We start from the raw sequence: 11611 nt of genomic DNA, 5'->3' as shown, positions 1-11611 counted from the left end.
CGCGTCGAGCGGGACCCGCGCGGGGGCGATGAAGCCTTGCGTCCCGAAATGAAGCGGCGCTTCTCGACAGGAGGCGAGGCCGGCGCCGCGAGGGGGGCGAGGCGTGCCCGGAAGATCGGACGACCAGACGCCTGTGGGGGGTTTTGGGGGAGGAAGCGCCCTTGCGCTGGGGGCCCGAAGTGCCGGCTCAAGTGGCACGTCGCTTGCAGTTACGTCGCTTGCTGTGACGCCGCGCCAACGAAGCGAGGCGCGCAGGTGCTGCTACCGGACCGAGGGGAGCGCCGCTGCCGCGCCTGCGTACCAGGTCTGCGCGGTCAACGCCCAAGGATAGGAGAGAACAACATGACAATGCACATCATTTTTCTGATCGATAGCAATTCTATCAAGCAGAATCCTGGAGGGCAGTTTGGCAGTCCCAAGACTTATCCGGGGTCGCACCCTCCTCTCAAGTACGGGAGAGGGAACGATCCCACTACCTACACCAACCAGGGCGGGGACACTCCCGTGACTGTGTACTTCAACGAGGAGGTCCTCATCTCCGTCCAGGACGCGAACTCCAACGTCGGCGTGGCGTGCGCCCCGGTGGGCTTCGTCGCGATGACCTGGAAGACCGATCCGATCACCCTCGGTGACCTCACCGGCGGGGATGCGATCATCGGAGACGTCAGCTTCCGGGACACCCGCGTCAGTTCGTATGGTTATGACTATGTCGTCGGGCCGAACTCGCAGTGGGCGCAGGAGAATGGCTACCAGTACCTGGTCACCCGCCATGACGCGAGCCTGACTTCGCCCGTGAAGCGCAACCCGTACATCCTTGTTCCGGCGCTCGCCACGCCGGGAACGCTCCAGTACGGTCTCGAGTTTTATTGCGCGATCGGCGGGGAATACATCGGTAACTACTGGTTCGATCCCTCGATCACGATCGCAGCACCGCAGTGACCATGGGCGCCGGCGTCAGCCGAGCCGTCCGAAGGCGCCCCTCGCCTCTGCCGGCCCGAGACGCCCGCGCGCTCCCGCCTGCCCTGGAATCCATGCGACGAATCGTCGGGGCTGCAGCCCGGTCCCGACGGGCCGCGCTGGCCGATCTCGCAGGCGCTCGCCGATGTGTTCCCGCCGTTCTGGCCTGGTCGACCGCCGAGCTCAGCCTATCGCCTCGGCCGTGAGCAGGCGCGTCCTCCGGCCCGACGCGAGCGTGAGGTGCTGTCCCCAGCTCGTCTGGTGCGGCATGTCCCCCTCGACGAGCTCGTTCGCCCGGATCTCGAAGCCCGCCGCGCGGTAGGCGGGGCGCAGCGTGTCGTCGACCCACGCGTCCGAGAGCTCGGGGAGCCCGAGCCGCGCCGCGTAGGGCCGGTCGTCGAAGACGCTCTGGTTGAGCAGCGCGATGAGCTCCCCGCCCGGTCGGACGAGCCGGCGCAGCGCCTCGATCACCGGCGCCTCGGGCAGCACGAGCGCCGAGAGCAGCGAGGCCCAGGGGAAATTGACGGTGAGGGTGTGGGCGAGCCCGGTGAGCTCCTCGGGGAGCGCTTGCACGGACGCGACGACGAAGAGCGCGTTCGGCCGGGCGGATAGGACAAGCAAACGCGTTCCGCAAAGTCAAGATTCTCGGAGCCGTTCTGACTCGTGCAGTCCGACGGTACGAGCTCATTGACAGAACGGGCCTTCTGCGATCAGGCAGGTCTTCCACGCCTGAAACGCCTGGGATTACCGCGACGTAGCACCAAGCGGAAGGCATCCTACCGTATAGCTGTACCCTACTGGCTTCGGCGGCTCCGCTCGTATCAGCGGCTCGATCCGACGCCACAGAGCGTCGGGCACGTCGGCAAACTTGGCTTCCACAAAGCACTGTAGCTCACACTCGATCCGACCTTTCAAGAGGTTTTAGGCTCGACTCTTGGCAGCCTAGAACTGACTGAAGAACTTCCAAACCTCTTGCGGTTGCCAACGTTGACCACCCTCTCGCGGCGGATCAGGCGTGTGCGGTCCCACGAAGGAGCAGAACTCGACCGGATAACCCGTCGTGCAGCCCATGAAGTTGGTGCACACGTGGTTTCCGGTGGCCCTTGTCGGCTCCTTCCAGGTGCAACCGTTCAGCCCGGCGTACGTCTGCGCCATCGAGACACCGCCACCGTACTGAAGGACGTTGTCGTTGGTGCCATGGGATGCGTAGAAGGCGACCGCTTCGCTCGGCTTGCAGTTGCCGGCACTGAGCTGCGCCGCTCCGTTGTAGATGGCGACGGCGCGGACACCCCAAGTGCCGGTTCCATCGAGTGGACGCGAGCAAGCCGTCCGGTAGGACATGCTGCCGCCGTAACTCCAGCCGTTTGCGAAGATCTTGCTCTTGTCGATACAGAAATTTTGCTCGACCTGCTCTACCACGGCGTCCGCGAGTGCCACGTTCGAGCCGCTTGAGTCGGGCCACCCGCAGCCGCTTTCCCCGTTGCCAGTCCCGGTGCACGGCGTTCCGTTCTTCTCCCCATTGGGAGCCACGAAGATCGTACTGCTGGCGGCGTCGGCGATGTCCTTCAGCCAGTAGTAGTTCTGCTGATACATCTGCTTGTCGTTTCCATCGAGCTGATGCCAAGCGATGACCAATCTGTACGGCTTCTTATTGTCGTAGTTGGCCGGCACGCTCAGGATGTATCGACGTTGCCGATTCGCCGCCGTAATCGAGATCGGGTTGCCGTTATTGTACATGCTGGCGTCAATGGTCGGCGTTTTGCCGCACCCGGCGGACAACGTACCCGTGTCCGAGCCTCCACCAGCGCCACCACCGGACCCGGCCCCGCCGGCTCCGCTACCACCTGAGCCAGCAGCCCCGCCCGTGTCCGAGCCGCCCGTGCCCGAGCCGCCCGTGCCCGAGCCGCCCGTGTCCGAGCCGCCCGTGTCCGAGCCGCCCGTGTCCGAGCCGCCCGTGTCCGAGCCGCCCGTGGCCGAGCCGCCCGTGGCCACGGCACCGGTGCCTGCGGAACCATTGGGAGCGCTACCTCCAGAGCCCTGCGTGTCGCTCGAATCGGACGAGCAACCGACGAGCGCCGAGGCACACGCGAACGAGTTGAGAATGACGACGAGGGAAGCGCGGTTCATTAGGCCTCTCCATAAAGGGGACGTACGGGTTTACCTACCGCTTGTAAGTACCGGAGTCACGGTCTATAAATTTATTCCTTCGCTGTTCGCTCCCTCGGTCCGATCCGCGGGTGAGCACGTGGGCGCTCGTGGGCGACGCCGAGCTGGCGCGGGCTGGATGCACTTCGCCATTCGCGAGATGCTGCGAAACCCAAAGTACGTCGGCGAATTCTCGTTCGGTCGACGGAGGTGGAATTTGTCAACGCGGATGAGACAGCGGTCACGAGAATCCTAACTCGGCACGCGCTCTCGTATCGCCGGTGGCCGCGGCGGGCTCGTACCTCGGTACAACGTCGCACGGCTCACTCCCAGCGCGGCGCACGCGGCGACCACCGAGACCCCAGGCTCGGCGAAGTCTTCCACCAGGTCCATCAGCTGTGCGGATAGGACAAGCAAACGCGTTCCGCAAAGTCAAGATTCTCGGAGCCGTTCCTGACTCGTGCAGTCCGACTGCACGAGCTCATTGACAGAACGGGCCTTCTGCGATCAGGCAGGTCTTCCACGCCTGAAACGCCTGGGATTACCGCGACGTAGCACCAAGCGGAAGGCATCCTACCGTATAGCTGTACCCTGCTGAGCTCCTTCGTGAATGAGGTCGAAGAAAGAAGAATCTACGAGCGCTCCATGGAACATGGCTATCGGGGCCAGGCGCTCAGCGTCAATGCGAGGCGACGGTGGAGCGGTCGGTTCCGTCGGTTCCGTCGGTCCCGCCCAATGCGCCGGAGCTCTTCACCGGAATCGGCGCAGCGCGGCGATGACGCGCCCAGACTGGAAAGGCGCCCAGGTGGGCGCAGGAAAGTGCCTTATCCACGATTCACGAGACAGCGCCTGACCACACACGCCGGGAGCGCTGGTCGTTCCTCGTCGTCCCGCGTCGTTCAAGGTGTCGGGGACATCTGCGGCTGACACCTGCCCGACGAGCAGACCGCCGTCATCCCGTCCGGGAACGCGGGCGCGCACGGAGGGCACGCGCCCATGCCGGCGGGACAGACCAGGGCATCGAGCCCCGCGCTCCGGTTGAGGGCGACGATGCCTGTCCCGTCGCACCCCTCGCAGCAGCCGAGGCCGTCGCGCAGGACGCAGTCCGAGTCGACCGCGCACGCTGTCAGCGGCGACGCGCGCACGTCGAGGACGACGCAGCGCCCCGCCTCGCACGTGGCGGTGAAGTACTGGGTCGTGCGCTCCGCCTCGGTGACCTCCGGGCACGCGCCGCACGCGACGCCCCCGCACCCCTGGATGATCTCGTTGAGCTTCGTCCCGGCGCGGTTGATGGCCCTGAAGTTCTCGGCGACGGCCGTGTCACAGGCGCCGCAGCAGCCCCGCGACACCAGGACGCAATCGCTCGGCGCGTTGCAGACGCCTATGTCGGGCAGCTCGCCCCGACAGGCCTCCTCGCACGCCGCGAGGGAATCGAAGCGGTTCTCGTTGCCCTCGCAGCCGCCGTAGGTGAACTCCCTGCACGCGCCGGCGGCCGGGTCGTACCAGTATTTCGGGAACGCCGCGTCACACCGACCCGGATCCGCCGGCAGCAGGCACCGGACGGGCAATTGCCCGCCGCCGCCACCGCCGCCGGTCTCCGCAGACGAACCGCCTCCGCCCGGGTCCCCGCCGCCCGAGCCTGCGGGGTCCACCTTCCCGGAGCAGCCTGCGGCGAGCAGAAGGGAGCTAAGCAAGCCAAGACCCAGGGATAAGTGCCGAGGCATGCCGGGCGAGTTGCAACGAGCATGCCCGGGCGTCCGGTCGATGCGCCCGCCGATCTCGGCCCGGATCGCGCGGGCGAGGGGCCTCGGTGTGCCAGACGGCGCGGCACACCATGACGGCGTCGTCGAGGCGGCCGGTCCCTGAGCCGATCGCCGTCAGGGGTCGCGCGTCAGCCGGACGTTGTAAAAAATGGCGCTCTCGATCGCGATGCTGCCGTTCGCCTCCTGTTGATCGAATTCAAGATCGAAGTCGACCCGTTCCTCCGCGAGCTCCGCGTCCACTGTGCACCCGGACTCGCCACAATGGCAAACATCCTTTATGCACAGATCGATATAGGCACAGTCGACGGGCTGATCGGCCAGGAAGCAGCCGTCGCTGCCTTGCAACTAGCCCTGGTCGGACTCGCAGAAATAGGTGCGCTCTCGGCCGCCCCGGGTGACCACAAGGCGCGGCGTCTGGAGCTCGCACCAGCCCTTCCAGAGCTCTGTGGGTGCGATCGAGAAACGCAGCCGGCTCTCGCTGAGGTGCGCGCCCAGTAGCGTGAAATCGAAGCCATCGTAGCGCAGGCCGAGCGCGTAACCAACCTCTATCCCGGGGTTCGGGGGATAACCCACGTCCGGATCCGTGGGCGGGGGCATCGATGGCCCCGCCCCGAAGCGCACCGTCCCCTGGATCGCCGAACGCTCCACCGTATCGATGTCGAGCTGCACCGCGTCCGATCCCGAGCGGAACTCGAAGTTCTCGACGTATCCCTCCCAGTGCGCGACGAGCAGCGCGGCCGCGTCGGATCCCTCGCCGCCCGAGCTGGCCTCACCGCCGCCCGAGCTGGCCTCATCGCCGCCGATGGGCAGATCCTGCGGCTGACAGCCGGTGTTCCCGAGCGAGGCAGCCGCGAAGAGCAACGCGAGCGCGACGCGGGTCGAACGATTCATGGTTCCTCCTGTCTCTTGCGATCCATCGCTACATGACCGACGCGAGGAACATCCGTCTCTGTCAGTCGAGATTTTCTCGGAACGCGCATGAGGCGCGGACGCGGCCCGCGCCGGAGATGTCGCCTGGCGCCGCGCCGGTGTCCGGCTCCGCCGTCGGGGTGCCGCGGCTCGCTGCGTCGGGATCGATCGCGAGCGCGATGATCAGCGCCGCCGCGTCCGCGAGCTCGGCGCAGGTCTCGCCGTGGAGCTCGCGCGACCGTGTCGTCTCGCCGAGCGCCGTCGTGAGGCGGAGGTCCCACGACCCGCGCTCGTTCCTGGACACCACGGCGCGCGCCTTGAGCGGCGGCTCGCCGTTCGCCTCGGACGACCGCCCGAGGCGCTGCTCGATCTCGGCCAGCACGCGCCCTCGATCCGCGCATTCCCCGGGCGCGATCCAGTCGAGCTCGACGCCGCCCGCGTTCGCCGCGCCCTCCGCGGCGCTGGCGCGCGCCTCGGCCGCCGTCGCGGCGAGCGCGAGCGCGGCGAGCGCGGTGAAAGAAAGAGACGAAGAGGACATCGGCTGCAGCGATGAAGTCCGACCCGCGGCGGTCGCGCGGGCCCATCACGTCCCGCGGATCGCGGACGACGATGGCGCCGGGCTCCTTCGCGATCCGCAGGAGGCCCTGCGCTCCGCTCGGGAGGTCGGCGCGGCTCGACGGCCAGCGAGCCTACCAGAGATCGCGGGGACACGTCCGCCAGCGCAGCCGCAGGCGGCGGGCGCGCGTGCCTCGCGGCGCCCTTCTGGCGCCACGCCCGCCCCCGTCGAGCGCCCGGCGCCGTGATCCGGCGGGCGCGCGGCGGCGCTCGCGGGTGCTACCGTGAGGCCGTGCGCGAGCGCCTCGATGGGATAGTCACCAAGCTGACCGCGGTCCGGGAGCGGGGCCTCTCGTGTTTTGGCAGCGACGCTCATCGCTTCGAGCTGAAGCCGCCGGCCACCGAGGCCGAGGTGGCGGCGTTCGAGGCCGCGCGGCGGGCGCGGCTGCCCGAGGACTACCGCGCGTTCCTCCTGCACGTGGGGCACGGCGGGGCCGGGCCGTTCTACGGGCTCCTGACGCTCGCGCGGTGCGACGAGGCGCGGTACGAGGCGATCGACGACCTCGACACCGCGTGCCCGCTGCACCCCGACACGCTGCCGCCCGGGGAGGACTGGCTCGATGTGCTCCTGCCCGGCGAGGACGAGGCGATGGACCGCGCGCTGCGGGGCACGCTGAGCCTCGGCATGCAGGGCTGCAGCTACTTCAGCCAGCTCGTGGTCACCGGGCCGGCGCGCGGCCGGGTGGTGTACGTCGACCTCGACGGCGGGCGCCCGTATTTCCCCGAGAACGAGGGCTTCCTCGACTGGTACGAGCGCTGGCTCGACGAGCTCCTCGCCGGGTACGAGTTCCACTGGTTCGGCACCGGCATGCCGGGCTTCGAGCCCGAGCTGGCCGGCGTGCTGCGCCGGGGCGAGCGCGTGGCGGCGGCGCTGGCGGCGATGTGCCAGCTGCCGCGGCTGGGCGGGGACACGCTCGAGCTGGTGATCGCGCGGCTCGATCACCCCGAGGCGGGCGTCCGGCAGCAGGCGCTCCAGGTGCTCGGCAAATTCGACGACGGCGCGGGGGCGCGGGCGCGGCGGTTCCTGCGCGATCCGGAGCCGGGGCCGCGCCGGGCGGCGCTGAAGGTCGTGAGCAAGGGCGATCCCGCGCGCTGGGCCGCCGATGCCCGCGCCCTGCTCGACGACGCCGACGGCTCGATCGCGTCGGCGGCCCTCCGCGCCCTGGACGAGGCGAAGGTGATCATGCTGGCCGACCTCGCGCCGCGCGCCCGCGACCCGCGCAAGGGCGTGGCGACGGACGCGGGCTGGCGCCTCGCGGGCATGGCGAGCCGGGGCGTGCCGCCGTCGGAGGCCGCGGCGTTCGTCGCCGCCGCGACGGCGATGCTCGATCACGCCGAGCCGAGCGTGGCGATGTACGGCCTGCAGGTGCTCGTCCACGTGGACGCGCCGGCGCTCGTGGAGCGGCTGCGGGCGTTCGCGCTCGGCGAGGAGCGCTCCCACCGGATGAGCGCCTGCCGGGCGCTCGTCCGGCAGGACCGCGCCGCGGGCTTCGAGGTGCTGACCGAGCTGACGAGGCACGCCGATCCGTTCGTGCGCCAGGACGCCGCGCGCATGCTGGGCGACGTCGGCGACGCGCGGGTGCGGCCGGCGCTCGAGCGGCTGCTCGAGGATGAGACCAAGCCGTTCGAGCGCACCGCGACCGGCACCCGCAGCAACGTTGACCGCGTGTGCGACACGGCCCGGATGGCCATCGAGGCGATCGATCGCCGCGCGCAGCATTGAAGCGCGGCGACCGCGGCGCGGCCTCCGGAGGTCTCCGCCGGCGGGGAGCTGAGCTATAAGCGCCCTGCGCGTACTCGGTCAGACGGAATGCATCGCCCTGTGCTCCCCGCGCAGGCGAGGAGAGCGACGGCGCGTCAGGCCTCGACCTGGTTCCGTGCGTCAGAGATCCCGCCAGAAGAACCGCTCGACCACGAGCGAACGCCGGAAACAGCCGCGATTTTCATAGTTTCCGTCTGTCTCGCCGCCCCGTTGCCGGACCCTTCGATGCGCTGCCGCCTGTGTCGGGATTGTGCCTGCGTCCCCGCGCTCTGCCGGCCCAACGCCCTGGCGATACTCAGCGGGCAAAGCCCGTCTGATTCATCGCCTTGTCGGGCCGCATCCGCCAACCGTCAGGAGAGCACTTCGGTGGCGGCCTTCGCCCCAAGGGCGTTGGACCGGGCCGGTTCGCGGCCGGGCGAGGCGGTCGCGAGGTCTATGGGGATCCTGCCCGAGAAGGCAGCAGAGGGCGGGTGCGGCGGGGCTTGCACGGGTGGTGCATCCCGCCGCCACGACGTCGGGCGCAGACGTGCCGAGACAGAGCGCGGTGCCGACGGAGGCCCAGCAGCACGCACGCCACCGACATGGACGGCGCAGAAGGCGGATCGATGCCTGACCGCCACGCGACGGAGGTGGTGTTGTTGCTCTTGCCCAGGCCAGCGATGCTCATGACGTGTCCGGAGGAGCAGCGGAAGAGGCGACGACGCACGACGGCAGCGGGCGGCGAGCCATCGCAGCCTGGCCGCAGCGAGGACAGATGAACAGGTCGATCCCCGTGAGCGCGGTGAGCAGCGTGCACCAGTCGACCTTGACGACGTGGCGCGCAGAGGGCTCGCGCTCGTGAGAGCTACCTTCCCGGTGCTCATCTCCCCCGACAGCGCGCTGCGCTGCGTCTGGCGCCGCCAGGATCCTCGTGCGTGCCACCTCGAGCGTGGTGGTGGCGTGACACGCAGCCATCAGGCCGAAGTGTCGGATCTTCACGAAGCGATGAGGCAGCACGTGCAGCAGGAAGCGACGCAGAAACTCCTCCGCGGAGAGCGTCACGGTCTTGTCTCCGCGGGTCCGGAAGCACACGCCGCGCTCATCCATCGACCGCAGCCGGTGATTGGACAGCCCGACGCGGTGGGTATAGCGACCGAGGTAGGCAAAGACCTGCTCGGGCCCAGCGAAGGGCGGCTTGGCGTAGACCACCCAGGGCTTGCGGTAGAGCGCGTCGAGCAGCGCAGCGAAGGCAGCGGGGTTGGGCGGATAGGACAAGCAAACGCGTTCCGCAAAGTCAAGATTCTCGGAGCCGTTCCTGACTCGTGCAGTCCGACGGTACGAGCTCATTGACAGAACGGGCCTTCTGCGATCAGGCAGGTCTTCCACGCCTGAAACGCCTGGGATTACCGCGACGTAGCACCAGCTACCAGGAGCTCGGCGCGGACTCCCGCGACTACGCGTCGACCGCGTTCTTTCCGGCGTACCCGGACCACGACTGGAGGGACATCTCCGCGTGGGCCTGGGGCATCTCCCGCGCTGTCGACTATCTGATGACCGATCCAGCCGTGGATCGGGACAAGATCATGATCACGGGCACGTCGCGCCTGGGCCAGGCGGTCCTGCTCGCGGGCGCCCTCGACGAGCGCATCGCGCTCACGGCCCCGGTGGCGGGGGGCATGGCCTTCCGGTTCTCCGGCGCCGAGATGGGCGGCGGGCTCGGGCAAGGCATCACCGAGATCGTCGATCAGAACACCTATTGGTTCGGGCCGCTGCTTCCGGAGTTCAGGAACCGGACGGAGCGCCTTCCCTCGGACCAACACTGGTTGCCCGCCCTCACCGCGCCGCGGCTCTTCATCATGTGCAACTCGCTCAAAGATCAGTACAGATCAGTACGGAAGGGCCTACGCGGCCGTGCAGTCGTACCTCGGTGCTCAACCGGTGTACGACTTCCTCGGCGTCCCCGAGCATGTGGGGCTGAACTTCCGGCCCGGCGGGCACGGCGCCACCGAGGAGGACTGGAACGCCATCTTCGACTTTGCCGATCAGGTCCTCCTGGGGAAGCCGGGGACCCGGCGCTTCGACGTCATCCCGCCGCGCAAGGACACTCCCTAGGTAGCCAAGGCTGCCGGTCTGAACCGTTACCCAGGCCACCGGTTCGTACCGTCAATCGACCGGATAGCCCCGCCACATCCAGCGCAGCGTGTCGGGGAGCGTCTGCCTGATCACTCTCCCGTCGCAGTGGGCGGCGCCCTTCGCGTAGACGAAGCGGTAATGATACCCCTTCTCCTTGAGGATCTCCGCCACGCGCTGGTTCGCCATCACCCAGTTGTGGTGGCTGGCTTCATCCCTGGTGCTGCCGAGGTCGTTCTCGCCGACCTGCAGGAAGACGCGCAACGGCTTGGGCGGGTTCTCCCGGATGAGCCCCTCCGTGTACTCCCAGGCGCCGTCGGGGTACTCGGCCTCGGTGGGCGCGCGGGGGTTCTGCTGGTCGACGAACGTGCCGGAGTAGGTGACGATCTTGCGGTAGGTGTCGTGGCCGAACCAGCCCATGGTCAGCGCCGCCGCCCCGCCCGAGCTGCATCCGTACGTGGCGCGGCCGTCCGGGTTGCTCGTGAACTTCAGGTTGGGGTACGCGGCGTGGACGGCTTGGTCGTTCTTGACCGCCTCGAGGAGCTCCGTATCGACGAACCTCGGATAGGCGTCCGACATGGTATCGTATTCGAGCCCCCGCTCGCTGCCGTACGAGTCGCCCCCTCCGCTCGCGGCGAAGATGGCGATGACGCTCGGGAAACGGTTGTTCGGGTCCGCGACGAGGTTGTTGATCGTGTTGATGATCTCGTTCCTGTCGCGCGCGTCCTGGACGACCATGAACGGCGCCTCCACGCCGTCGACGTACGTCGCGGGGATCGCGACCTCCACGCGGCGGTTGAAATCCCCCTTGGCGTTGTCGTTCAAAGTCGGATCGTGGCCGGTGAAGATTTCGCTCTCCCGCGACGACAGGGAAAACGTGAACGTCCGCCCCTGGGGAACGCCGTCGACCCTCTTGATCTCCGGGGCGTCCTGGTAGTCAGGCCCGATCTCGAAATCGCCGTCGCCTTCGGTGCCGACCGGATCGACCGTCCCGCCCTGTCCTCCCCCGCCGCTCGGGTTCGGGTCGTCTGTGCCGCCCGCGCCCGAGGTGCTGCCGCTGCTGCTCGAAGAGCTGCTGCTGTCCGAAGAGCTGCTGCTGCTGTTGCTGTTCGAAGCGCTGCTGCTTCCTCTTCCTCCGCTGCCGCCCGAGCCGTCGGCGGCGTCGTTGTCGGACCCGCAAGCAGCGATTGCAAGCGCGACAAGGAGCGAGATACTGCATGGGATCGAGCGGGTCATGAATCCTCCTGGGATTGGGTTGCCGCCCGCCATCGGCGTGTGCGGCACGGACGTCGGGCCGTGGCGCTCGCGCGCCGGTCGGCGGACGTGAAGCCGATCGTGACGTTCGCGTGAG

10 protein-coding genes and 2 pseudogenes are annotated in these 11611 nt (G+C 68.5%); 4 read left to right on the top strand and 8 right to left on the bottom strand.

Features of this window, described 5'->3' with window-relative positions:
* The first annotated feature begins 504 nt into the window (after nucleotides 1-504).
* Nucleotides 505-939 carry a hypothetical protein gene (locus WMF17_RS27300; RefSeq protein ID WP_437644073.1) on the top strand — a complete coding sequence of 145 codons (435 nt, stop codon included), beginning with the start codon at nucleotides 505-507 and terminating at the stop codon, nucleotides 937-939.
* A gap of 201 nt (nucleotides 940-1140) precedes the next feature.
* On the opposite strand, the gene WMF17_RS27295 is transcribed toward WMF17_RS27300, so the two are convergent.
* The 6 genes from WMF17_RS27295 to WMF17_RS27270 form a co-directional block, all read right to left on the bottom strand.
* A complete protein-coding gene (locus WMF17_RS27295; protein WP_437596085.1) occupies nucleotides 1141-1578 on the bottom strand; it encodes a hypothetical protein in 438 nt (145 codons plus the stop codon).
* A gap of 321 nt (nucleotides 1579-1899) precedes the next feature.
* On the bottom strand, nucleotides 1900-3084 hold the full coding sequence (locus WMF17_RS27290; protein ID WP_437644071.1) for an alpha/beta hydrolase family esterase: 1185 nt from the start codon (nucleotides 3082-3084) through the stop codon (nucleotides 1900-1902).
* Nucleotides 3085-4001: 917 nt separating this feature from the next.
* Nucleotides 4002-4796 (bottom strand): BPTI/Kunitz domain-containing protein, encoded by a 795-nt coding sequence (locus tag WMF17_RS27285; RefSeq protein WP_437596083.1) that lies wholly within the window; start codon nucleotides 4794-4796, stop codon nucleotides 4002-4004.
* A gap of 183 nt (nucleotides 4797-4979) precedes the next feature.
* The gene (locus tag WMF17_RS27280; RefSeq protein ID WP_437596082.1) at nucleotides 4980-5210 is read right to left on the bottom strand and encodes a hypothetical protein; all 231 of its coding nucleotides are present in this window, start codon (nucleotides 5208-5210) and stop codon (nucleotides 4980-4982) included.
* Nucleotides 5211-5756: a hypothetical protein gene (locus tag WMF17_RS27275; protein ID WP_437644070.1), complete on the bottom strand. Its 546-nt coding sequence runs from the start codon at nucleotides 5754-5756 to the stop codon at nucleotides 5211-5213.
* A gap of 61 nt (nucleotides 5757-5817) precedes the next feature.
* Entirely contained in the window at nucleotides 5818-6312 is a 495-nt protein-coding gene (locus WMF17_RS27270) for a hypothetical protein (protein ID WP_437596080.1), read from the bottom strand.
* A gap of 309 nt (nucleotides 6313-6621) precedes the next feature.
* Between WMF17_RS27270 and WMF17_RS27265 the strand changes: the two genes are divergently transcribed.
* Nucleotides 6622-8112 carry a HEAT repeat domain-containing protein gene (locus WMF17_RS27265; protein ID WP_437644068.1) on the top strand — a complete coding sequence of 497 codons (1491 nt, stop codon included), beginning with the start codon at nucleotides 6622-6624 and terminating at the stop codon, nucleotides 8110-8112.
* Between the two features lie 930 nt (nucleotides 8113-9042).
* Here the strand turns inward: WMF17_RS27265 and WMF17_RS27260 are convergent.
* Nucleotides 9043-9381: pseudogene (locus WMF17_RS27260) on the bottom strand (transposase); the annotation flags it as partial.
* A 71-nt stretch (nucleotides 9382-9452) separates the two neighbouring features.
* On the opposite strand from WMF17_RS27260, the pseudogene WMF17_RS27255 reads away from it, so the two are divergent.
* Nucleotides 9453-9995, top strand: a pseudogene (locus tag WMF17_RS27255) (glucuronyl esterase domain-containing protein); the annotation flags it as partial.
* 46 nt (nucleotides 9996-10041) lie between these two features.
* The gene (locus tag WMF17_RS27250; protein WP_437604387.1) at nucleotides 10042-10242 is read left to right on the top strand and encodes a hypothetical protein; all 201 of its coding nucleotides are present in this window, start codon (nucleotides 10042-10044) and stop codon (nucleotides 10240-10242) included.
* 51 nt (nucleotides 10243-10293) lie between these two features.
* On the opposite strand, the gene WMF17_RS27245 is transcribed toward WMF17_RS27250, so the two are convergent.
* Nucleotides 10294-11496: an alpha/beta hydrolase gene (locus tag WMF17_RS27245; RefSeq protein ID WP_437596078.1), complete on the bottom strand. Its 1203-nt coding sequence runs from the start codon at nucleotides 11494-11496 to the stop codon at nucleotides 10294-10296.
* Nucleotides 11497-11611: the final 115 nt, after the last annotated feature.

Source organism: Sorangium sp. So ce362 (assembly GCF_051519845.1).
Lineage (GTDB): Bacteria > Myxococcota_A > Polyangia > Polyangiales > Polyangiaceae > Sorangium.
This window is presented reverse-complemented; position numbering and strand designations above follow the sequence as displayed.